Here is a 23,110-nt window from a genome sequence, read left to right on the forward strand (position 1 = left end):
GTCACCCCTCCAGCTCGGTGAGGCGGTCGGCGACCACGCGCGCGATGTGCGCGATCGGCTCGGGCAGGGTCATGTCCTTGTGCGAGCAGGCGATGTTCGTGTTGTCGATGCGGCCGGTGACGTACGGGGTCCAGGTCTCCGGGGTGAGGGTGTCGTCGATGGTGTCGACGGTGGCCCGGAAGAAGAGCACGTCGCCGCGGAAGACGCGGTGATCGTAGGCCCGTACGAGGTGGTTGGTGTTGAGGTAGATGTCCCCGAGCGCCCTGATCGTGTCCGTGGACAGCGCGGACAGCGGACTGCCCTCGCGTTGCAGCACCTCCACCACGTTGGCGGTGGTCAGCGGCTTGCCCTCCAGACTGTCGGGCCCGTAGCCGCCCATGGTGAGCAGCGATTCGAGCGCCTCGGCCTCGTCCGGTACGGGCAGGTCGCGGAAGCCCTCGGCCGGGTAGGCGTCGAGGATGGCGAGGAGTTCGACCTCGTGCCCCTCGTCCTGGAGGTGGGTGGCCATGGCGTGCGCGATGATGCCGCCGGTGGACCAGCCGAGCAGCCGGTACGGGCCTTCGGGCTGCACCTCGCGGACGCGCGCGGCGTAGTGGGCGGCCAGCTCCTCCAGGGTGGCGGGCAGCGGTTGGTCCGCGGTGGCGGCGCCGACGCCCTGGGCCTGGAGGCCGTAGATCGGCACGTCGGGCGGCAAGTGGCGGATGAGTCCGGCGTAGCACCAGCTCAGGCCGCCGGCCGGGTGGACGCAGTGGACGGGGGCGCGGCCGCCCCGCGTGCTGTGGCCGGCGGGACGCAGCGGCAGCAGCACGTCGAGGGGGTCGTCGTGGCGGACGGCGTCCAGCGCGGCGTCGAGGGCCGCGACGGTCGGTGACCGGAAGACCGTACCGATCGACACCTCGGTGCCGAGCACGGCCTTGACCCGGTCGGCGAGCCGCACCGCGAGCAGCGAGTGCCCGCCGAGGTCGAAGAAGTTGTCCTCGACGCCGACCCGGTCCAGGCCCAGCACCTCGGCGAAGACCGAGCAGAGCTGTTCCTCGCGCGGGGTGCGGGGCGGGCGCCCGGTGGCGGCGGGCCGCTCGGGGGCGGGCAGCGCCTTGCGGTCGAGCTTGCCGTTGTTGGTCAGCGGCAGCCGGTCGAGCAGGACGACGGCGGACGGGACCATGTGCGCGGGGAGTTCGGCGGCGGCGTGGTCGCGCAGGGCCGCCGGGTCGGGTTCCTGCCCGGCCGCCGGTACGGCGTAGCCGACGAGCCGCTTGTCGCCGGGAGTGTCCTCCCGGACGACGACGGCCGTGTCGGCGACGGCCGGGTGCGCGGCGAGCACCGCCTCGATCTCGCCCAGCTCGATGCGGAAGCCGCGGAGCTTGACCTGCTGATCGGCGCGGCCGAAGTACTCCAGGGCGCCGTCGGCGCGGCGCCGGGCGAGGTCGCCGGAGCGGTACATACGGCTGCCGCGCTCGCCGAAGAGGCGGGCGTACGGGTCGGCGACGAAGCGGGTGGCGGTCAGGGCCTCGCGGCCCAGGTAGCCGCGGGCCAGGCCCTCGCCCGCGACGTACATCTCGCCGGTGACGCCCGGCGGTACGGGCTGGAGCCGGTCGTCGAGGACGTAGACGCGCAGGTCGGGGATGTTGACGCCGATGGTGCTGGAGGTGGCGCCGGCGGCGGTGGCGCGGTCCAGCGGGAAGTACGAGACGTGCACCGTGGTCTCGGTGATGCCGTACATGTTGACCAGGACCGGCGCGTCGTCGGCGTGCCGCGCGTACCAGTCGTCCAGCCGCCCCAGCTCCAGCGCCTCGCCGCCGAACACGACGTAGCGCAGGGCCAGTGCCGACCCGTCGCTCTCCCGGTCGGCGGCGGCGAGCTGGTAGAAGGCGGACGGGGTCTGGTTGAGGACGGTGACCTGTTCGGCGGCCAGCAGCTGCCGGAAGGCGTGCGGGTCGCGGCTGGTCAGGTGCGGTACGACGACGACCTTGCCGCCGTACAGGAGCGCGCCCCACAGCTCCCAGACGGAGAAGTCGAAGGCGTAGGAGTGGAAGAGCGTCCACACGTCGTCGGGGCCGAAGCCGAACCAGTGGTCGGTGGCGGTGAACAGCCGGGTGACGTTGTGGTGGGTGACGACGACGCCCTTGGGGCGGCCGGTGGAGCCGGAGGTGTAGATGACGTACGCGGCGTCGTCGGCGCGCAGCGGCCGGGTGCGGTCGGCGTCGGTGAGCGGCCCGTCGGCGTACCGGGCCGCCGCGTCGCCGTCCACGGTGATCAGCGGCAGGGTGTGGCCGGGCAGCCGGGGCGCGGTCGCGGTGTCGGTGATCAGGGCGGCCGGGCGGGCGTCGTCCAGCATGTAGGCGAGGCGGTCGGCCGGGTAGTCCGGGTCGAGCGGCAGGTAGGCGGCTCCGGCGAGGGAGACCGCGAGCAGGCCGGTGACCAGGTCGACGGAGCGCGGCAGCGCCAGCGCGACGATCGAGCCGGGGCCGATGCCGCGGTCGGCGAGCAGCCGGGCCAGGCGCCGGGCGCGGGCGGAGAGTCCGGCGTAGGTGAGGGACTGCCCGGCGCAGCTGACGGCGGTGCGGTCCGGGTGGCTGCGGGCGGCGGCCTCGTACACGTCCGGGAGGGTGGTGGCGGAACGGACGGCCGGCGGTTCGGCGGGCGTGTTCCACTCGACGAGGGCGCGGTGGCGCTCGTCGTCACCGAGCAGCGGCAGCAGACCGAGGGGGGTGTCCGGGCTGTCCGCGGCGGCGGTGAGCAGCCGGGTCAGCCGGTCGGCGAGGGCCCGCACGGTGGCGCGGTCGAAGAGGTCGGTACGGAACTCGAAGAAGCCGCCGATGCCGCCGCCGGGCTGCTCGCCCGCGTTGAGGGTGAGGTCGAACTTGGCCGTGCCGGAGGGCACCGCGGTCAGCCGGGCGGTGGCCCGCGGGCCGAGCGCGAAGGCGGCGTCCGGCACGGACTGCCACGCCAGCATCACCTGGAACAGGGGGTGCCGGGCGAGCGAACGCGGCGGGTTCAGCACCTCGACGAGATGGTCGAAGGGCAGCGTGTCGTGCTCGTACGCGGCGAGGGTGGCGGACCGTACCCGCTCCAGGAGCGTACGGAACGCGGGGTCGCCGGAGGTGTCGGTGCGCAGCACGACCGTGTTCGTGAAGAAGCCGACGAGGGCGGCAGTGCTGTCGTCGGCGCGGCCGGCGACGGGGGTGCCGAGGGGGATGTCGGTGCCGCAGCCGTGCCGGGTGAGCAGGGCGGCGAGGCCGGCCTGCACGGTCATGAAGACGCTGGTGCCGGTGGAGCGGGCGAGGCGCTGGAGGGCGGCGTGGGCCGCCGCGTCGAGGGTGAAGGGGACGGTGTCGCCGGCGTGCGAGGCGACCGCGGGGCGCGGCCGGTCGGTGGGCAGGTCGAGCTGGTCGGGCAGCCCGGCGAGGGCCTGCTTCCAGTGCGCGAGCTGGGCGGCGGCGAGCGGGGTGGGGTCGGCGGGGGTGCCGAGGAGCTGCTGCTGTTGGGCCGCGTGGTCGGCGTACTGGAAGGGCAGCGGCGCGAACTCCGGCGCCCGGCCCGCGTGCCGGGCGCTGTAGGCGGTGGCGAGGTCGCGGGCGAGGGGCGTGGTGGAGGCGCCGTCGCCGGCTATGTGGTGCAGGAGGAGGAGCAGGGTGTGCCGGTCCGGGCCTTCGCTGAACAGGGTGGCGCGCAGCGGGGGTTCGGCGGCCAGGTCGAAGCAGTGGCGTACGGCACGGGCGAGGGCGTCACCGGACGCGTCGCCGAACCCGTCGCCGGACTCGCCGAGGTGTACCTCCGGCTGGGCCAGCGGATGGTCCGTGGGAAGAATCCGCTGGTAGGGGCGCTCCTCGCCCCCGTTGTCAGTGGTCGGATATACCGTTCTCAGTGTCTCGTGGCGAGCCGTCAGGTCACCCAGGGCGAGCCGCAGCGCGTCGCGGTCGACGGGTCCGTCGATGCGCAGCACGAGCGGGATGTTGTAGGTGGGGCTGGGGCCTTCGAGCCGGTGGAGGAACCAGAGCCGCTGCTGAGCGGGCGAGAGGGGGAGGTGTCCGGTGCGGGGGACGACAGGCACGGGCAGGGGCGCGGACGGTGCGCCGTCGCCGGCCGCCGGAGTGGCGGAGCGGACGAGCGCGGCGAGCGCGGCGGCGGTCGGATGGCGGAAGACGTCCGCGGTGCTCACGGGCGCCTGGAAGATCTCCCGCATACGCGCGGCCAGCCGGGCGGCCAGCAGCGAGTGACCGCCCAGGTCGAAGAATCCGGCGTCCGCCGGGGGGCTCGTGTCCAGGGAGAGGAGGTCGGCCAGCAGGCCGCGGACGATGTCGGTGTGCGGGTCGCCGGGAGCGGTGCCCGTACCGTCGGCGCCGGAGTCCGAACCGGTGCTGCCGGCTCCGCCGTCACCGGCGCCGGGGACGCCCGGCGCGGGGTCCGGCAGGGCACGGTGGTCCAGCTTGTCGTTGGCGGTGCGCGGCAGTTCGCCGAGCAGCGTCACCGTGGCGGGCACCATGTGCGCGGGCAGCGCGGCGGCGAGGTGCGCGCGCAGGACGGCGGGGGTGGGGGCCCCGGGGGAAGGAGCGGTCGGGCTCTCCCCGCCGCCCTCCCCCCGCAGCACCGCGTAAGCCTGCAACCGCTTGCCCTGGGGTGTGTCGCGGGCGATCACCGCGGCCTGGGCCACGGACGGGTGCCGGGCCAGGGTGGCCTGGATCTCGCCGAGTTCGATGCGGAAGCCGCGGATCTTGACCTGGTCGTCGGTGCGGCCGAGGAACTCGACCGTGCCGTCCGCCCGGCGCCGCACCAGGTCCCCGGTGCGGTACATCCGGCCGCCGGGCTCGCCGTGCAGCGCGCCGTACGGGTCCGCGACGAAACGTTCGGCGCTCAGGTCGGGCCGTCCGAGGTAGCCGCGGGCCAGGCAGGCGCCCGCCACGTACAGTTCGCCGGTGCCGCCGTCCGGCGTGGGCCGCAGGCAGGAGTCCAGGACGTAGACCCGGGAGCCGCGCACCGGCCGCCCTTCGGGGGCCCGCCCGGTGCGACCGTCCCCGCCCGGGGACCCGTTCCCGGGCGCCGTCCAGTAATACGCGTCGACGGTCGTCTCCGTCGGCCCGTACAGGTTGACCGCGTGCAGCCCCTCGGTCGCGGTCAGCCGCTCCCACAGCGGTACGGGTACGGCCTCGCCGCCGACGACGAGCACGGCCGGGTGGTGCCGTCCGTCGTCCAGCAGGCCCTCGGCCAGCAGCGCTTCGGCGTAGGAGGGGGTGACGTCGAGGTAGTCGACGCGGTGCTCGGCCACGTACCGGGCGAGCGCGGCGGGGTCGCGGTACGACGCGTCGTCCAGCAGGTGCAGTTCGTGCCCGTGCACCATCCACAGCACCGGGTCCCAGGACGCGTCGAAGGCGAACGAGGCGCTGTGCGCGACCCGCAGCCGTTCCCGGCCGGTGCGGGCGACGGCGGGGGCGATGTGGTCGTCGCCGTGCCCGGCGTACAGGTTGGCGAGCGAGGCGTGGTTGACCACGACGCCCTTGGGGCGCCCGGTCGAGCCGGAGGTGTGGATGACGTAGGCGGCCTGGCCGGGCGCGGGCGGCGGGGCGGGGGCGTCGGCGGGCTGCGCGGCGAGTGCGGCGGCGGTGCCGGGGTCGTCCAGCGCGACGGCGGGCAGACCGTGTGCGGGGAGGCCGGCGAGCGTCGCGGCCGTACCGATCACGCAGACGGGCCGGGCGTCTTCGAGCACGGCCAGCGTCCGGGCCGCCGGGTGTCCCAGGTCGAGCGGCTGGCAGACGCCGCCCGCCTTCAGGACCGCGAGCAGCGCCGCCATCAGGTCGGTGCCGCGCGGCAGCGCGAGGGCGACGGGCCGCTCCGGTCCGGCGCCCAGTCCGGCCAGCAGGTGGGCCAGCCGGTTGGCGGCGGTGTCGAGTTCGGCGAAGGTCAGCGCGGTGTCGCCGGTGCGGACGGCCACCGCCCGCGGGGTGCGGGCGGCCTGCTCGGCGAAGTACTCGGGGAGGGTGCGGGCGGCGGGCGCCTCGGTGCGCCCGGCCGTGACCCGGCGCACCCCGGCCGGGTCCAGCAGGTCGATGGTGCCGACGGGGCGGTCCGGGTCGGTCAGCAGGAGTTCGGTGAGCCCGTCGAGATAGCGCAGGAACGACTCCTTGCCACGGGCGAGTTCGGCGGGCGTGTACCGGCCGCTGTGGGCGTCGAGGCTGATGCGCAGCCCGCCGTCGGCGCCGGGCACGGCGGTCACGGCGAGGTCCTCGACCGGTCCGGCGGCGAGGTTGTGGACGGTGCCGGGCAGTCCCGCGAAGTCCAGGTCGCCTTCGAACGGCTTGATGTTGACCATGGGTCCGGTCAGCGGTGTACCGGCGGAGGAGAGCGCGAGGTCGCGGCGGATGTCGGCCTGCGGGTAGCGCTGGTGGCGGCGGACCGCGCGGATTTCGAGGACGACGCGGCGCAGCAGTCCGGCGCCGGTGTCCTGGGGGCGGACGGCGATGCGCAGCGGCAGCACGTTGACGGTCATGGCCGGGGTGCGCAGCGCGGCGGGGCCGCGCCGGTTGGTCAGCGGCAGGCCGAGTATCACGTCCTCGGTGCCGGTGACGCGGTGCAGGTGGCCCGCGGTGGCGGCGACGATCAGTTCGGCCCAGGTGGCCTTGGCCGCTTCGGCGGCCCGGGTGAGCCGGTCCAGGGCCGCGGCGGGCAGGTTGGTACGGGCGCGCAGCACCTCGCCGGCGGCGATGGCGTCGGCGAGCGGGGCCGCGCCGGCATCCGGCGTACCGGCACCGGCACCGGCAGCCGCGGCGGCTCCGGCCGTACGGTCCTCCCCCGCGGCAGCCGCGGCGGCCCCGGCCGTACGGTCCTCCCGCTCGTCCGCCTCGCCGTCCGGCGCACTGCCCGACGTGCCGCCCGCGAGCGTCACCGGCTCCGGCCGTCCCGCCATGCGTCCGGCCCAGAACTCCCGGTCAGCGGTGTACTGCTCGCCGTCCAGGTACTGCCGCTCGTCCGCGACCAGGTCGCGCAGCGGCGCGAACCGGGTGGCCGCGGGTTCCTGTCCGGCGGCGAGGGCGGTGTAGACCTCGGCGACCCGCTGTCCGACGAGCTGGAGGGCGTACGCGTCGACCGCGATGTGGTGCACGCGCTGGTACCACCAGTACCGGTCGTCGGCGACGCGGAACAGCGCCTGCGTCATGAGCTGTCCGGCCTCGCCCAGGTCGGCGGCGCGGGTGAGGTCGGCGTGCATCCACTCGCGGGCCGTGTCCTCGGCGGGCCGGTCCCCGCCGCGCAGGTCGGCGCGGTGCAGCAGCCGGTCCGGGGCGGGCGGCGCGATGTGCTGCGCGGGGACGCCGTCCGTCTCGCGTACGCAGACTCGCAGTGTCTCGGCCTCGGTGACCGTGCGCAGCAGGGCGCGCGCGAACAGCGCCTCGTCCAGCGGACCCCGGATCTCCACCACGTCCGCGGTGTTCAGTGCCGGGCTCTTGGGGTTCAGTTGACTCGCGTAATGAATGCCGGCCTGCGCGGCGAGCAGGGGGAATTCCTCGGGCCCCGCGGACCCGGGAACGCCCGGCGAGGGGGTGCCGGGGCGCGGCGTCGCCGCGGGGGCTGCCTGGTCGAGCGGACGCTGATGCATGTGTGTGACAACTCCCGTGGAGAAATCCGACCTTCGCGCACCGGCCGGAGGAGCCCGCACGCAAACTTAGGGAAGCCTAAGTTATTTTTTACTCTTCTGTGGTGCCGCCCGCCGCGGCGGGCACCGGCCACCGAGCCCGAAGAGGAGACGATGACGTCCGCCACCACCCCCGCCCCCGGGTCCGCCACCCCGCCCACCGCCGTCAAGGACGCCGTGCGGCGGTACATAGCGGACCGGCGTGCCGCTCTGCTGGACCTCAGCCGCCGCATCCACGGCCATCCGGAGACGGCCTTCACCGAGCACCGCGCCGCGGCCTGGTGCGCGGAGCTGCTGCGCGAGCACGGTTTCGCCGTGACCGCGCCCGCCCACGGCCTGGAGACCGCGTTCGTGGCCACCGCCGGGACCGGTCCGGTCACGGTGGCGATCGCCTGCGAGTACGACGCGCTGCCGGACCTCGGCCATGCCTGCGGCCACAATCTGATCGCCGCGGCGGGGGTCGGCGCGGCGCTGGGCCTGGCCCGGTTCGCCGCGGAACTGGGCCTGGCCGTGCGGGTCGTGGGCACGCCGGCCGAGGAGCGCGGCGCGGGCAAGGCGCTGCTGCTGGAGGCCGGGGCGTTCGACGGGGTGGACGCGGCGATGATGGTGCACCCGTGCCCGTTCGAGATGTCCGACTTCCGGTCGTTCGCGCTGGGCACGCTGTCCGTCACGTACACCGGCCGGACCGCCCACCCCAGCCTGAATCCGCACGAGGGCCGCAACGCGGCCGACGCGCTGACCGTCGCGCAGGTCGCCCTCGGCCTGCTGCGCCAGCAGTTGCCGCCGCAGTGGCGGGTGCACGGCGTCACGACGTCGGCGGGCTCGGCGCCGAACGCGATACCGGACCGCGCGACGGCCGAGTACGAGATCCGCGCGGAGGCCGCCGGGGACCTGCGGGAGCTGCGGGACCGGGTGGAGGCCTGCTTCCGGGCGGGTGCGCTGGCGACCGGCTGCGAGGTGACGCTGGAGCGCCCCGAGCCCGATTACCTGGACTTCCGCGGCGACCCGGGGCTGATCGCCCTGTGGGAGGCGAACGCGCGCGCCCTGGGCCGGCCGGAGCCGGTCGTGCGCGGGCCCTTCGCCTGTACGGACATGGGCAACGTGTCGCACGTGGTGCCCTCGATCCACCCCGTACTGGACATCAGCGGGGGCGCCTGCGGGCCGCACGAGCCGGAGTTCGCCGCGGCGGCGGTGTCCCCGGCGGCCGAACAGGCCCTGCTGGACGGCGCGGTGGGCCTGGCCTGGACGGCCGCGGACTTCGCGTACGGCAGGAACGGCGGAGGCGGCGGCGTGGCCGGGGCGTGACGGAGCGCCGGTGGCACCTGTGGGTGCCACCGGCGTCCGGACGGCCGTCCGGGCCGCCGCGGCCCGGGGCCCGGACGGCTCAGGGCAGGGCCCGGACGGCTCAGGACTTGGACAGCGCCTTGCTGATGTCGTTCATGACGACATCGCTGGCCAGCGGGCCGCCACGGGTGGACCAGACGGAGCCGTCGACGGTCGCCACGTGGTTCTTCTGCACCGCGCCCAGCTCCTTGTAGGCGGGCTTGGTCTGCACGTCCTTGAGGGCCTTCTCGCCGTCGGAGGTCAGGGTGGACAGGAACAGCCAGTCGCCGTCGATCTCGTTGATCTTCTCCAGGCTGAGCGACGGGGTGTGCGCGTTGCCGTCCTTGTTCTGGTTGGCGGGCCGCTTCAGGCCCATCTCCAGGGCGACGCCGCTGGCGAACTGCTTGCGTTCCATCCAGCTCGGGCCGTCCTGGTTCCAGCGCACGATGGAGACGGCGGCGCCCTTGTTGGCGCCCAGCTTCTCGCCCGCTGCCTTGGCGGCCGCCTCGTGGTCGGCGATGACCTTGTTGGCCTCGTTCAGCTTGTTGACGGCGTTGCCGATGCCGCGGAAGGAGATCTTCCAGTCGTCGGTGGGCGCCATGGTGACCAGGGTGGCGGGGGTGATCTCGCGCAGCTGCTTGAGCACCTGCTCGTCCTGCATGTCACCGGCGAGGATCAGGTCGGGCCTGGCCGCGATGACCTTGTCCATGACGGGCTTGAGCAGGCCGCCGACGACGTCGACGCCCTTGACCTTGTCGGCCAGGTAGGCCGGCGGCTCGTCCAGGCCCTGTCCGTTGGTGATGCCGACCGGCTTGATCTTCAGCGCCAGCACCGCGTCCAGGTCCTCCTGGGTCAGCGTGACGATCCGCTGCGGGTGGGCGGGGACCTGGACGACCTTGCCGGTGGCGTCCTTGACCGTACGGGTCTCGCCGGACGCCGCCGCGTCCTTGCCGTCCTCGCCCTTGGCGTCCGCGCCGGCGTCCGAGCCGCAGCCGGTCAGCAGCAGCGCCGCGGCCCCGAGGGCGGCGACGGCCGCGGCGGCACGGCGTCGGGTGGTCAGAAGTGGGCGGCGGGACACGGTCATCGGGGACTCCGGGTTCAATGGGACACGAGGTGCGGACGGCGTACGGATGCGGCCGGGGCAGCCACATCTTGGCCGATTCGCGTTAAGGTTAGCCTTACCTTATGACAAATTGGCAAGAGGTGTGACACGCCTGTGACCACCCTTGCCCCGGAGAAAGGCCGGCCCCAGTGGAACTCCGCGTCGAGCAGCTCACCGCCGGATACGCCGGCCACCCGGTCGTCGACCGGGTGGACCTGACGGTCGAGTCGGGCACGGTGGTGGCGGTGGTCGGCCCCAACGGCTGCGGCAAGTCCACCCTGCTGCGCTGCCTGGCCCGCCTCCACCAGCCGGAGTCGGGTCGGGTGTTCGCGGGCGACGCGGACGTGTGGCGGCTCAAGCAGCGGGAGGCCGCCCACCGCATCGCGCTGCTCCCGCAGTCCCCGCAGGCGCCCGAGGCGGTCACCGTAGCCGGACTCGTACGGTACGGACGCCACCCGCACCAGGGCCTGTTCCGCCAGTGGTCGCGCGAGGACGAGCGGGCCGTGGCCCGCGCCCTGGAGCAGACCGGCACCAGCGGCCTGGCCGGCCGGCGCCTCGACCAGCTCTCCGGCGGCCAGCGCCAGCGCTGCTGGCTGGCCATGGCACTCGCCCAGGAGACCCCCGTCGTGCTGCTCGACGAGCCGACCAGCGCCCTGGACATCGGGCACGCCGTGGAGGTGCTGGACCTGGTGCGCGAGGTCGCGGCGGGCGGCCGCACCATCGTGATGGTCGTCCACGACCTCGCGGCCGCGGCCCGCTACGCCGACACGGTCGTCGCGATGCGCTCGGGCCGGGTGGTCGCCGCCGGCCCGCCGCGCGACATCATCGACGCCGCGCTCGTGAAGGAGCTGTACGGCGTGGACGCGGAGATCCTCGCCGCGCCCTCCGACGGCTCCCCGGTGGTCGTGCCGACGGCCCGCACGGCGGTCCCCGTACGCTCCTGACCGCCGCGGCCGGACACGGCGACGGGCCCGCCGTACGGCGGGCCCGTCCGTGTGTGGCCGGAAAGCGTCTCAGGCCACCAGCTTCTCCAGGTCGGCGACGACCTGGCCGATGTCCGGCAGGGCGAGGCTGGCGAGCTGCGCCCGACGGCAGCGCGCGGCCGTCTCGCGGTCGGCCAGCAGCTCCCGGCACACGGCGGCCACGGCGTCCGGGTCGGTGTCGGTCAGGTGCCGGCCCAGGCCCAGTTCCTGCACGCGCGCGGCGTTGGGCAGCTGGTCGCCGAAGTTCGGCAGCACCGCCATGGGCGTGCCCGTGCGCACCGCTTCGCGGATGCTGTTGTAGCCGCCGTGGGTGACGAACAGGTCGGCGCATTCCAGCAGCAACGGCTGCGCGAGGCGGTCCGTCAGGTGGACGTGCGGCGCGGGCTCGACGCCGCCGGCCGGTTCGACACCGCCGGTCGCCACCACGGCCGTGCACTCCAGCCGGGACAGGCCCGCGATGATGGTCGCCAGGATCTCGGACGGGTCGGTCATGCCCACCGGCAGCGGCGTGCCCGCGGGCAGGATCTCGCGGAACATCGGCATCGCGGTGCCCACCGCGGCGAACACCAGCGGCCGGTCGGCGGGGAGTTCGGCGACCCAGCCGGGCAGCCCGGCGGTGCGGTCCACCACCGTGGTCTGGCGGTAGGCCAGCACGGTGGCCGGGAACCGCGCGAAGGAGTACTCGGCGGGCAGGTAGTCGAAGCGGCCGTGCGGGTAGAGCGACCCGGGCTCCTCCTGCACGGGCAGCCCCAGCTCCTCGCGCAGCCGGTTCAGCGCCGGCAGCGCCACGGCCGGGTCGAGGATGTTCACGGTGCCCGCGGGGATGGGCAGCTGCGGGATGCCGAGCTGCTCGGCGAGCAGGCAGGCGCCCATGTCCATGCCGTCCCGGATGATGGCGTCCGGGCGGAACTCCCGGGCCAGCTCGGACAGTACGCGGTGGTGTTCGCGGGCCATGTCGCCGGTGAGCCGTTCCATCAGGACGCGCATGTGCGGGTGCTCGGCGGGGTCGGCGTCCGGATCGGCGTCCGGTGTGGCACCGGTCTGTTCCACCGCGGCGGCGGCCGCCCGAGCGTCCGCGCCCTCGCCGTCCGCCTCCTGCTCTTCGGGCGTGGTGAAGTCGATGCGCGGCAGGCTGGGCTCGACCCGCACCGGGTCGGCGGCGAAGACGGGCGCCACGTCGGCCGTCGTGACGACGGTGACCTCGTGCCCGGCGCCGGCCAGCGCGCGGGCCAGCGGCAGCAGGGCTCGGCCGTGCGAGGGGGAGCCGGTGGCGGTGCACAGGACGCGCATGGTGTTCCTCATTTCTGGGCCGGGGGGAGGTCCGATCACCGTAGGGAGCCTCCGGAACACGTGTCAAAGAAGGGTGACGGCATTCGGCGACATTGAGTCATTCCCTGGGGAAAGGGCTGGTGAAAACGGGGAAGATGTGCGCAACGGCGCCCCGGAACCGAGGGGGCGCGCCCCGCTCACACGCACCGCCCCCCGCAAGATGCGATCAGCGGCGGGCCGCCACACGATGGGACCACGCAGGCGCCGCGGCGCACGGCCGGCAGGAAGGCGGACACCCGACGTGGAGCACATCGAAGAGCACTCGGCGCCGTCCGGAACCGGCGGAGCGGCCGGGGCCGCGTCCCCGGTCGAGGCCGCCCGCTCGTGCCTCACCCACTCCGCGGTCTGCCTGCTGTCCCCGGCCTCGGTACGGGAGCAGCTGGGCGCGGACGAGGAGGCCTGGGCCCGGTTCGCCGCGCACTGGGACGAGCTGGGCGAGGACCCGTACGCGGCCGAACGCGGCACCCGCAGGCTGCGCCGCTACGGCGGGTTCGCCCTCACCCCGGCCACCGGGGAGCTGGAGCGGCTGCCCCATGAGCCGTTCGTCCAGCCGAAGGACACCAACCCGCTGTACGAGGCGGTGGACCGGAACTTCGAGCCGCTGACCGACGCGTTCGTCGCCGATCCGCTGCTGCGCCCGCTGTTCGACCTGCTGGCGCAGGCGGCGGCCGCGCTGGACGACGCCGGGCGGTGGATCGTCAAGGTGCACCCGTTCCGGGTGGTCGCGACCGCCGAGGACGAGGGGGACCCGACTCCGGAGGGGCGGCACAAGGACGGTGTGACCCTGGTGTCCTCACTGCTCGTCAGCCGGAGGAACGCGGTCGGCGGCCAGAGCTGCGTCTACACGGACGACGGGCGGGAACTGCTCTGCACCACCCTGCACCGGCCGGGCAGCCTGCTGCTGTCGGACGACCGGGACTCGCTGCACTGCGTCTCCCCCATCCGCCCGATGGACCGCTCGGAGCCCGCCTACCGCGATGTGCTGGTGACCACGCTCACCGCCGCGTAGCCGCGGCTTCGAACCGCCCCTGCAAGGAATGGTGTGACCGGGGTACCCGTGGCAGGTGTTCTTCATCAGACCACCGGGCGTGTACGCGCCACAAGAAGACACCGGGATGCTGGCCGCGGCACTCCGGCGGGAGACCCTGCGGCCGGGCGCGGAAGTGCTGGACGTGGGGGCGGGCAGCGGGGCGCTGGCGGTCGCCGCGGCCCGTCAGGGTGCCGGGCGGGTCACCGCCGTGGACGCCGCGCTCGCCGCCGTGCTCACCACCCGGTTGAACGCCTGGTTCGCCGGGCACCGGAGCACGGTGCGCGCGTACCGGGGCGACTTGCTGCGCCCGGTGGCCGGGCGCAGGTTCGACCTGATCATGGCGAATCCGCCGTACGTGCCCTGCGCCACGCCGGTGCCGCCGCGCGGCGGCCGGGCGCGGGCGTGGGACGCCGGGCCGGACGGCCGCGCCGTACTGGACCGGCTGTGCGCCCAGGCGCCCGCGCTGCTCGCCCCGGACGGCGTGCTGCTGCTGGTCCACTCGGGGCTCTGCGATCCGCTCCGGACCGTGGAGCAGCTGACCGGGGCCGGACTCAAGGCCGCCGTCACCGACCGGCGGTCCATCCCTTTCGGGCCCGTGCTGCGGCAGCGCGCGCCCTGGCTGGAGGCCCAGGGGCTGACGGCCCCTGGCCAGGACAAGGAAGAGCTGGTGGTGATCCGTGCCCAGCGCCCCTCGTGAACAGCGGGAACCGGTACGCGAGCGTACGGACGGCGGGCGCGCGGACGCGCGCCGGGTCGTCCAGGACCCCGGGGGCCCGGTGCTCATCGAGGGCCCCGTCGAGGTGCAGCTCGACGACGGTACGACGGCCCGTTCGGACCGCCCCTTCGTGGCGCTGTGCATGTGCCGCCGCAGCCGGTCCTACCCCTGGTGCGACACCAGCCACCGCGGGCTCAGGCGGCCACCGGGTCCGCGCGCCCGGGCCGCCGGGGACCCGTGAGACGGCGGTCAGGGCAGCACAGCGGGGCGGCTCAGGGCGTCACAGCGGGGCGAACAGGGAGGACGTCCCGGCCGTCCACGCGCCGAGCAGGTGCTCGCCCAGCCGCTCCTCCAGCAGGTCGGTGGCGGCGATGCCGAAGGCGACGTCCGGCGCGAGGGCGGGCTCCTCGCGCAGCAGTCCCCGTACGACCTGGTGGCGCACCAGCTGTTCGTGCACGGCGTCGGCCTCGACGTGCTCGGCGTAGAAGTGCACGGCGGCCGGTCCGGCGTCCAGCCGTTCCAGCGCCTGCGCGAGGCGGCGCGAGCCGGGTGACGAGGTGACCTCCACCCAGGCGAAGTGGCCGACCAGGGCGCCCCGGTGTACGCGGTGCAGCCCGAAGAGCGACATCAGGTTGTTGACGGCGAGCATCTGCCGGGGGCAGACGCCGAGGTAGCGGCCGTAGGCGGGGTCCAGGCCGAGGTCGGTCAGGAGGTCGGCGAAGAGCCGGGCGTGCACCCGCTCCGCGCGCCCCGCCCCGAACTCGTCGTACTCCACCGCCATCATCCCGGCCTTGGCCTGGCCCCACAGGCGCGGCACCACCCACAGGTGGGGGTCGGCCTCCTTGAGGTGGTACAGGGACCGCTGGGCCGCGTACTCGCGCAGGTGCCACAGTTCGCCCTCGTCGCGCAGGAAGTGCGAGACGCCGGTGCCGTCGGCCGGCTCCACCAGCAGGCCGTCGAGCAGTGCGGTCACCTCGCCCGGCCGCGGCAGGTCGGCGCGCAGCGCGTCGAGGAAGCCCTTCTCCAGGGACGCCCGGAAGCGCAGCAGTTCCGGGTCCCACTCCCAGGTGTCGGGCACGGCGTCGAGGCCGCGGTAGTGCAGTTCGTAGCAGAGGGCCAGGGCGAGGTGCAGGTCGTCGCCGTACGGGTCCGCCGCGGCCACCGTACGGGCGTCGGGCAGCCGTGCGGTGCCGGGCGGCCGTTCCAGCGCGGAGACGACCGCCGCCGACAGGTCTCCGCGTGCCGGGGGGCGTTGCACGTCGCGGTCCCTCCCTTCGCCCGCCCGGAGGTACGGTGCGGGCGGTGTGCCGATGCCGTGTGCCGTGTGGCTGACGGGTGCCCCGGGTGATCCGGGGAAAACGCGGTGCCTGCCCGTGCGCCCGGCCCCGTCACCTGGTCCGCTGCTCGTCCTCCCGCTCCCCCGACATGTCCGTCCGGGCGAAGTCGGTCAGCTCGTGCAGCAGCTGCTTCATCTCCACGAGCAGTTCGCCGCCCGCCGCGGCGGCCGCGGGGTCGTCCAGCCGCCGGAACTCGTCCGCCAGCCCGTCGTACAGCTCCTGGGACCGGCGGCGGGCCGCGTGGTAGCGCTTCTCCGCCCGCGCCCGCTCGTGGCCGGCCAGCAGGTCGGCCTCGGCCTCGCAGAGCGCCGCCGCCTCGTCCGCGAGGTCGGCGTAGCGCCGCAGGAAGCCGGCGCCGGGCGTGGTCAGCCGGGCCCGTTCCCCGGAGGCGCCCGACAAGGTGCGGGTGATGGCCGTGAGGTGGTCGGCGGCGCGTTCCCACACGGCGTCGGCCTTCTCGGGCGGCGGCGGGGGCGGCCCGGTGCGGCGCAGCCGGAAACCGGGGTTGAAGCGGGAGCTCTCGGCGGTCCACTGCCGGGCACTGGCCAGCGCTTTCAGCACCTGGCCGAGGCGGCGCGCGCGGTCGTGCCAGCCGGCCGCGTCCGCCGCGCTCCACTCCCCGCCGCGCAGGCCCTCCGCCATCGTCCGCAGCAGTTCGGCGGATTCCCGGGGCAGGCGCCGGAGCTGGTCGTGCACGTTGCGCAGGTGCACCGGGGGCAGGACGAGGGCGTTGACGGCGACGCCGATGACCGCGCCGATCATGGTCTCGACGAGCCGGTGGCCGACCTCGGTCAGGGAGTAGGCGCCGTAGGTGATGACGAACAGGGCGGTGGTCGCGCCGTAGATGCCCTGGGCGCCCAGCCTGCGGTGGGTGCCGGCCAGCGTCATCACCGGCAGCGCGATGAGCATGGCGCCCAGTGTGCTGCCGTCCGTCGCGGCCATCGCGGCGGACGCGAACAGCGCGCCGAGCACGATGACCACGAGCTGCTGGAGCCCGGAGCGCAGCGAGCGGTAGACGGTGGCGTCGACCAGCGCCAGCGCCGTCCAGGGGGCCATCAGGGCCAGCGGCGCGTTCAGCCACCAGCCCGTCAGCGCCCAGGCGACGGTCGCCGCGCCGGCCGCCTTCAGCGACTGGACGACGGTGTCCCGCTCCGGCCCGGAGTGCCGTACGGCGGTCCGCACCGTACGGCCGACCGCCGTCACCTCCCACCACAGCCACCGCCACGCGGCCGTGCCCCGCGCCTTCGCCAACTCCGCCTCCCGGGCCGCTCCCCCACTGGTCAGGACCGGGCGGCGCCCGGTGGTCCGGCACGCTGGGTACCCATGATCGGCGGGAGTAGTCGTACGGCGGGCGCCGCGGACGCGCGCCGCCCTCGAACACCCTCGCCGCGCTCTCGGCCGCCCGGGTGATCCCCGGCCCCCGTAAGGGTGGTCGCACGGGCCGAGGCGCTTCGCGGGCGGGTGCGGCCGCATTGACTGGGGTGCGCCCCGCGTCCCCGTTCCCCGCCCGCCCCTCGTGGAAGTCACGTTCTGATGCGTATTCGTTCCGCCGTCATCACCGCGGTCGCCGCGGCCGGTGCCGCCGCCCTGGTCCCGCAGCCCGCCGTCGCCTCCACGGCGTCGAGCCCGGTGGTCTCCTCCCTCACCGACTCCAAGGCCGTGCAACTGCTGCGCATCCCGTTGAGCGAGCGCAACGTCGAACTGGCCCTGGACGCCGTCGAGACGGTCGCCCGGCCGCTCAACATGGAGAAGGGCGCCTCGTTCACCGGCCGGTGACGCCCGGCTCCCGCAGGGCGCACACACGTACGAGTCGCCACGCACGCGTGCGCCCCCGTCTGCGCCTGTCCGCCCCCTCGCCCCGGCGGGACGGTGTTGTACGAGACCGGTACACCGGCCCGTCGACGAGGAGAGCGAAGTGATCCACATCAGTGAGACGCTCATGCTGCAGACGGTCGAGGAGTTCCTGACCGAGGAGGAGATCTCCCGACTGGTCAAGATCATGGACAGCGAGGCGGCCGGCTGGCGGCCCCGCCACCAGGCCGAGGTGCTCCCGGCCCCGGCGACCGCGCACGAGGTGCTGGCCGATGCCACGCTGCGGGCGCTGCCCGCGATCCGGCGCAGCATGCCGTCGATCGCCGGGTCCGGGCACTGGGGATACACCGAACTCGCCGTGGGCCAGGGCGTGCCGACCCACCTCGACGGCATCAGCAGCCCGCGGACCCCGCCCCGCCGCATCGGCCGGATCGGCGTGACGATCGCCGACGCGGCGGAAGGCGGCCGCTTCTACATCGAGACGACGTCGGACAGCGCCCCCTGGACGGACACGCTGCTGGGCGCGGCCGACGGGTACGAGCCGGGCACGCCGCTGAGCCGCTGCCTGCCGCACGGCCCCGCGGCCCACGAGCGGACGCCGCAGTGGCTGAGCGCGCCGCGCAAGAGCCGGTGGCTGACCGACGCCGGGCCGGGGGTGGCCGTCGCGTACGGCGCCCAGGTCATCCACGGTGTCACGCCGGTGCTCCGCGGCCGGGTGCGCAAGTTCGTCGCCGACCTCGTGGACACGGCGGCGGCCTGACGGCGCGCGGTCCGGACACGTGCGGGCTCACGGAGCCCGCACGGGACCGCTCCCCGACGCCGGCCGCTGCCGCATCCGGCCGTGGGACGGCTCAGCGCCGTACGACCGACACCCGCGACACCCCGAGCAGGCCGGCCAGCGGCACCTCGGCGGACTTCTGCTCCGGGCTCACCGCCAGGCCCTGTTGCCGCACCAGGTCCAGCAGCCGTTCGGCCAGCGGCATGACCATGTGCCGCCCCCAGCAGCGCTCGTTCGCGTGCCCGAAGGGCAGGTAGCCGGGCTGGTCGTCGGCGTCGAGGGCCGCCCAGCGCTCAGGGCGGAACTCGTCCGGCGCGTCCCATGTGCGCGGGTCGCGATGGCTGAGCAGCGGCAGCAGCAGGACGTCGTCGCCCGCGCCGATCCGCTCGTCGAGGGCGGCGAACTCCGGTGACGCCACGCGCAGCAGGTTCCACGACGGCGGCAGCAGCCGCATGGACTCGTACAGGATGTGGCGGTTCGGTATGTGGTCCTCGAAGGGCGAGCCGAGCCACAGCGCGTTGGCGACGAGGGTGGACACGGTGAAGCACACCGGTGCCGCCGCCCGCCGGTACAGGCCCATCGCGTACCGCCGGTCCCCGTAACCGGCCGCGGCGGCCGCGAGCCCCGCCAGCCGGGACACCGGCGCGCCGGCCCCCGGGCAGCCCGGCAGCGCCGCGCCCGCCGCGATCACCGTCCAGGTCAGTTTGGGCGTCCATTCCAGCTTGCGGTCCACGAGTACCCGCAGCCGCATCGGATCGGCCCCGAAAACCAGGTCCCGCAGATACAGGTGCGCCACCCGCGGCCATTCGCCCGACAAGTCGGCGGCCGGGCCGCCTTTCCCGTCGGGCGCGGCCGGCCTTTCCAGTGCCGCGCGCACGTCCAGGGAAACGGCGCGCATGACCGCGGAGGATTCGGGGCGGCTGATGGGCCGGCCCTGGAGGGGTTTGAAGGTGGGCCGTTCGGCCGCGTTGGCCGGTCTGCTGCGCAGCACGGCGTCGATCAGCCCGGCTCCGGCGACGCCGACCGTGTCGGCCTCCAGCCGGAAGACGTCCGCGCCGCGGTGCTCGCTGAGGAGCCGGCCGAGCCGCGGCGTGAAGACCGTGACCCGGTCGCTCCGTTCCGTACCGTACGTACGCATCGGCGGCCTCCGAGAGCCTGGATGAGGGAACTACCGGGTCACGTGCCGATCAGTACCAGATGTACCAGGCGTAGGCCTTCAGGCTCTTCTCCGCCTTCATCTTCTTCTTGAGGGAGTTGATGAGCTTCATGACAGCACCTCCGGGACAGGCGAACCGACTGAACCGAACACTGACTCCGGCGGACCGGGACGCGGGAAAACACTGCTCCGCCACTGAATCCGGCTTTCCGCTTTTCGTCAGGGCAAAGTGAAGCCCAGCGGCGAAAGGTACGTCAATGTGGTCAAGGTCACCGTAAATTCGGGGTATTGGGGGTTTCGTCGGCGAACGGGGGTGAAAGGCCGGGGCGTACGGAACGGGTGCCCGCGTGTGGGAAATCGCCGCCGCGACCGCCCCCGAAGGCGGATAACGCCACTTCACCGGCGGTGACTGTCACCTCCGGGTGCCGCCTTCCACGCTGATCCGCGACCGGCCCCGCGCTGTCCGCGCGGGGCCGAGGCGTCGACAACGGTGGAGGGATTTCCGATGACCGCTGAGCATGTGCTCGCGCCGCCCGGCACGGCCTGCCGATGGCGGTGGTGGGCGCTCGCCGCCCTGCTGCTGGCCGAGGCGATGAACCTGCTGGACGCGACCATCGTGCAGGTCGCGGCGCCCGCCGTGCACGCCGACCTGGGCGGTCCGGTGTCCGACGTCCAGTGGTTCACGACGGCCTACACCCTGCCGTTCGCGGTGCTGCTGATCACCGGCGGGCGCCTGGGTGACATCGCCGGGCGGCGACGGGTGTTCGTCGTCGGCGTCACGGGCTTCCTGCTCGCGTCCGTCGCCTGCGCCCTGGCGCCCGGCGCCGGTCCGCTGATCGCCTTCCGGATGGTGCAGGGGGCCGCGGCGGCCCTGGTCATTCCGCAGACCATCGGCCTGATCAGAGCGATGTTCACCGGCGCGGAGCTGGCCCGCGCCCTGGGCTGCATCGGTCCGGTGATGGGGCTCGCCGCCGTCTGCGGGCCGGTGCTCGGCGGATTCCTCACCCACGCCGACCTGTTCGGCTCGTCCTGGCGGGCGGCGTTCCTGGTGAACGTCCCCCTGTCGCTGTTCGTCCTCGCGCTCGCGCCCAAGCTGACGGACGACCGCGCCCCGCGGCGCCCCGCCCTCGACCTGACCGGCACGCTGCTGGCCGCGGCGGGCGTCGGGCTCGTCGTCCATCCGCTGATCGGGGCCGACCTCGCCGCGCTGTCCGGCCGGCACTGGGCCTCCATCGCGGCCGGGCTGCTGCTGACGGCCGTCTTCGTACGGCACCAGCGGGGTGCCGGCGCCGCCGGGCGCAGCCCGCTGGTGGAGCCGAGCCTGTTCGGGCGCCGCGGCTTCCCGGCCGCGCTGGTGGCCTCGGCCTCGTTCTTCGCGATGACCAACGGCCTGCTGACGGTGATCGTGCTCCAGCTGCAACTGGGCCTGCGGGTCAGCGTGTTGGCGGCGGGCCTCACGCTCGCCCCGTGGTCGGCCGGTCTGGCCGTGGCGTCCTGGGCGTCCGGCGCCCGCCTCGTCCGGCGCTTCGGACACCGGACGATGCCGCTCGGGCTCGCCGTGCTCCTGGCCGGCACGCTGGCCGCCATCGCCGTGTACCGCACCGCGGATCCCGCGGCCTGTCCCGTCCTGCTGCTCCCGGCGCTCGCGGTCGTCGGCCTGGGGGCCGGCCTGTTCACGCCCGCGTTCTTCACCACCGCGCTCCAGCCGTTGCGCCCGCAGGAGATCGGCTCGGCCGCCGGGCTGCTGAACGCGGTCCAGCAGTTGGGCGCGACCCTCGGGGTGGCCGTCCTCGGCAGCGTCTACCTCCACGCCGCCGGGCCCGGCGGCGCCGCGGCCTCGCTGCACGCCGTGCAGCTCGCGTTCTGGGCCGCCACGGCGCTCGCGGTGGTCAGCCTGGTGGCGGCCAGGCTGATGACCGGCGGCCCGGAGGCGGGGACGGTCCGCTGATCCGGCCCGTACGCGGCCCTGGCCCGACCGGTACGCGTGAACCTTGCGCCGCAGGCGGCTGATCCACGTACGGAACGGCGTTTCCCGGGACGTATCGGCTCGTTGGGCGTGGACGAGCCTTGTCCGGCACACCGGCGTCCGCCGGACCGTGGGAAGGCTCTCGCGTCCGGGGCGCTGGGCTCCGGCGCCGGAGAGAGGACAACCTGTGCGAAAGATGAGCTACGCCCTGGCCGCGGCCGTCGCGCTGAGCGGCGTGCTGTTCACGGGGGCGGCCACCGAGGCCGCCGCCGCCACCGCCCGCCCGCAGGCGCAGCCGAGCGGCCCGCCGTTCCCGTACGCCGACTGCATCAGGGAAGTGAAGAGGCAGTACAAGGGCAAGAAGGACCCGAAGGCCACCTGCGACGCGCTGGTGCGCAAGGGCTACATCAAGAAGCCGGGCACCTGATCCGGCCGCTCCTCCCTCCGGGCCCCGTGCCCCGGGCTCCGCGCCCGGGCCGCGGGGCCCGGCCCCGTACGGGTCCGGTCCGTGCGCCCGCGCGTACGTCTGTCAGACGGTGGCGCGCGCCACCCGACGACGAACGCCGCGCACGCCCCTTGTGCGCCGGTGGCGGCCGGGGCAAGCTTCGTTGATGGTAAAAGCAACCCGGTTCCGAAACGGCCGCAGCTCGCGAGGATAAGGGACAGTATCCGGGCGGCCCGTTGCATGACGCTGACGCGGACCGGGAACGCGGGAACGACTCCTCCTTCCGTCGATTCCCTTGTGGACGCATTGTCATAAGCGTCCTGCCCTATTGGTACTGGCCGACCGGCCGGCGAGGAAAGCGCGCAGTACGGCGAGATCCGGTGCGGGGTAGGGAGAGGGGTTCCATGTCGGCTCTGGGAACGGTTCCACCGGTGTGCGGTGGCGTGACACTCATGGATTATGGAGTTTCCACCCTCAGGCGCCTGCTCGCCAGTGCGGGTCTGAATGTCGAACAGGGCGCGAGGGTGCTGCGCAGGATGCTGTCACCGTGGGGAGAGCGGCGTATAGGAACGCGTCCCGACTGGCGTTCCGATGTCTGCGCCGACGGTTCGCCGATCGAATTCTCCGCCGCCTTCTCGCGGGAACGCACCCAGATACGGGTGCTCGTGGAAGCCGTACCGGACCGGCTGGACACCTCGGCCGCGCAGGAATCGGCGCTCGGCCTCACCCATGTGCTGACCCGGGAGTTCGGCGCCGTCGACGACCGTCTGGCCGAAGTCCGGGACCTGTTCCTGCCGGACGAGGGACCGGCCGGTTTCGCCATGATGCACGCCGCCGTCTTCTCGCCGCACGGCGACCCCGAGTTCAAGGTCTATCTGAACCCCGACGCCGACCGGCGCATGACCGCCGTCGAGCGGACGCGCCGGGCTCTGGACCGCCTGGGATTCGGCAAGGCGTGGAATGCGATCGGCGAATACGCCCGCCGGGGATTCGACCTCGACCGGATCGTCTATCTGGGTCTCGACCTGATGGACGGCCCCCAGGCGCGGGTGAAGGTGTACTTCCGCCACTACGACGTCTCCCCGGCGGAACTCGACGCCCGTATGCGCATATCGCTCCAGCACGAGGCCGGATTCCTGGAGGATTTCTGCTACGCGCTGACCGGCAACGCCGGTGCGGCACGGCCCCAGCCGCTCGTCAGCAACCTGACCTTCACGGCGGTCGGCGAGCACATACCCGAATCCGCCACGCTGTACGTCCCGCTGTGGGTGCACGCGGAGAGCGACCGCACCGTACGGGACCGGGTCAGCTCCGTCATGGCCCGCATGGGCCTTCCCGCCGGCCGTTACCGGACGCTGCTGAGCCAGGTGGCCCGGCGCCCGCTGGCGGGCGGCCGCGGCATCCACACCTACGCGTCGGCGCGGATGCAGAACGGCCGCCCGCGCATGACCACCTACTGGTCCTCGGAACTGTACGACCGGTATCCGCCCGCCCGTTACCAGCGGGGGTGACC

At 74.2% G+C, this 23,110-nt stretch carries 17 protein-coding genes; 10 read left to right on the plus strand and 7 right to left on the minus strand.

Going from position 1 to position 23,110, the window contains the following annotated elements:
• Position 1: 1 nt before the first annotated feature.
• Positions 2-7,585, minus strand: a complete 7,584-nt coding sequence (locus CP973_RS29735; protein ID WP_150246967.1) for an amino acid adenylation domain-containing protein — start codon at positions 7,583-7,585, stop codon at positions 2-4.
• Positions 7,586-7,735: 150 nt separating this feature from the next.
• On the opposite strand from CP973_RS29735, the gene CP973_RS29740 reads away from it, so the two are divergent.
• Complete coding sequence (locus tag CP973_RS29740; RefSeq protein ID WP_150246968.1) at positions 7,736-8,926, plus strand: amidohydrolase; 1,191 nt, start codon at positions 7,736-7,738, stop codon at positions 8,924-8,926.
• Between the two features lie 100 nt (positions 8,927-9,026).
• On the opposite strand, the gene CP973_RS29745 is transcribed toward CP973_RS29740, so the two are convergent.
• The gene (locus CP973_RS29745) at positions 9,027-10,028 is read right to left on the minus strand and encodes an ABC transporter substrate-binding protein (RefSeq protein ID WP_150246969.1); all 1,002 of its coding nucleotides are present in this window, start codon (positions 10,026-10,028) and stop codon (positions 9,027-9,029) included.
• Between the two features lie 167 nt (positions 10,029-10,195).
• Between CP973_RS29745 and CP973_RS29750 the strand changes: the two genes are divergently transcribed.
• Complete coding sequence (locus tag CP973_RS29750) at positions 10,196-10,990, plus strand: ABC transporter ATP-binding protein (protein WP_150246970.1); 795 nt, start codon at positions 10,196-10,198, stop codon at positions 10,988-10,990.
• Between the two features lie 69 nt (positions 10,991-11,059).
• On the opposite strand, the gene CP973_RS29755 is transcribed toward CP973_RS29750, so the two are convergent.
• Positions 11,060-12,319, minus strand: coding sequence for a glycosyltransferase (locus CP973_RS29755; protein ID WP_150246971.1), 1,260 nt, complete (start codon positions 12,317-12,319; stop codon positions 11,060-11,062).
• 280 nt (positions 12,320-12,599) lie between these two features.
• On the opposite strand from CP973_RS29755, the gene CP973_RS29760 reads away from it, so the two are divergent.
• Genes CP973_RS29760 through CP973_RS29770 form a run of 3 tightly spaced genes read left to right on the plus strand, consistent with a single transcriptional unit; the run spans position 12,600 to position 14,344 of the window.
• Positions 12,600-13,367: a 2OG-Fe dioxygenase family protein gene (locus CP973_RS29760; protein WP_150246972.1), complete on the plus strand. Its 768-nt coding sequence runs from the start codon at positions 12,600-12,602 to the stop codon at positions 13,365-13,367.
• Positions 13,368-13,422: 55 nt separating this feature from the next.
• Positions 13,423-14,085: a HemK2/MTQ2 family protein methyltransferase gene (locus CP973_RS29765; RefSeq protein ID WP_150246973.1), complete on the plus strand. Its 663-nt coding sequence runs from the start codon at positions 13,423-13,425 to the stop codon at positions 14,083-14,085.
• A complete protein-coding gene (locus CP973_RS29770) occupies positions 14,066-14,344 on the plus strand; it encodes a CDGSH iron-sulfur domain-containing protein (protein WP_150246974.1) in 279 nt (92 codons plus the stop codon). The genes CP973_RS29765 and CP973_RS29770 overlap by 20 nt, the downstream gene beginning before the upstream one ends.
• A gap of 39 nt (positions 14,345-14,383) precedes the next feature.
• Here the strand turns inward: CP973_RS29770 and CP973_RS29775 are convergent, their stop codons facing one another.
• Complete coding sequence (locus tag CP973_RS29775) at positions 14,384-15,361, minus strand: iron-containing redox enzyme family protein (RefSeq protein ID WP_150246975.1); 978 nt, start codon at positions 15,359-15,361, stop codon at positions 14,384-14,386.
• Between the two features lie 130 nt (positions 15,362-15,491).
• Positions 15,492-16,691: an FUSC family protein gene (locus CP973_RS29780; protein ID WP_244410082.1), complete on the minus strand. Its 1,200-nt coding sequence runs from the start codon at positions 16,689-16,691 to the stop codon at positions 15,492-15,494.
• Between the two features lie 282 nt (positions 16,692-16,973).
• On the opposite strand from CP973_RS29780, the gene CP973_RS29785 reads away from it, so the two are divergent.
• On the plus strand, positions 16,974-17,216 hold the full coding sequence (locus CP973_RS29785) for a hypothetical protein (RefSeq protein WP_150246977.1): 243 nt from the start codon (positions 16,974-16,976) through the stop codon (positions 17,214-17,216).
• Positions 17,217-17,355: 139 nt separating this feature from the next.
• Entirely contained in the window at positions 17,356-18,012 is a 657-nt protein-coding gene (locus CP973_RS29790; protein ID WP_150246978.1) for a hypothetical protein, read from the plus strand.
• Positions 18,013-18,103: 91 nt separating this feature from the next.
• On the opposite strand, the gene CP973_RS29795 is transcribed toward CP973_RS29790, so the two are convergent.
• Together CP973_RS29795 and CP973_RS41870 are read right to left on the minus strand one after the other, a co-directional pair.
• The gene (locus CP973_RS29795; RefSeq protein ID WP_150246979.1) at positions 18,104-19,168 is read right to left on the minus strand and encodes a cytochrome P450; all 1,065 of its coding nucleotides are present in this window, start codon (positions 19,166-19,168) and stop codon (positions 18,104-18,106) included.
• A 49-nt stretch (positions 19,169-19,217) separates the two neighbouring features.
• Complete coding sequence (locus tag CP973_RS41870) at positions 19,218-19,298, minus strand: tryptorubin family RiPP precursor (protein ID WP_226048792.1); 81 nt, start codon at positions 19,296-19,298, stop codon at positions 19,218-19,220.
• Between the two features lie 393 nt (positions 19,299-19,691).
• Here CP973_RS41870 and CP973_RS29800 point away from each other — a divergent pair, with 393 nt between their 5' ends.
• The 3 genes from CP973_RS29800 to CP973_RS29810 all read left to right on the plus strand — a co-directional run bounded on the left by CP973_RS29800 (position 19,692) and on the right by CP973_RS29810 (position 23,108).
• Positions 19,692-21,134, plus strand: coding sequence for an MFS transporter (locus CP973_RS29800; protein ID WP_150246980.1), 1,443 nt, complete (start codon positions 19,692-19,694; stop codon positions 21,132-21,134).
• A gap of 214 nt (positions 21,135-21,348) precedes the next feature.
• Positions 21,349-21,579, plus strand: a complete 231-nt coding sequence (locus CP973_RS29805) for a hypothetical protein (protein WP_150250471.1) — start codon at positions 21,349-21,351, stop codon at positions 21,577-21,579.
• Between the two features lie 470 nt (positions 21,580-22,049).
• A complete protein-coding gene (locus CP973_RS29810) occupies positions 22,050-23,108 on the plus strand; it encodes a tryptophan dimethylallyltransferase family protein (RefSeq protein WP_150246981.1) in 1,059 nt (352 codons plus the stop codon).
• Positions 23,109-23,110: the final 2 nt, after the last annotated feature.

Origin of the sequence: Streptomyces albofaciens JCM 4342, assembly GCF_008634025.1 — a bacterium.
Classification (GTDB): Bacteria; Actinomycetota; Actinomycetes; order Streptomycetales; family Streptomycetaceae; genus Streptomyces; species Streptomyces albofaciens.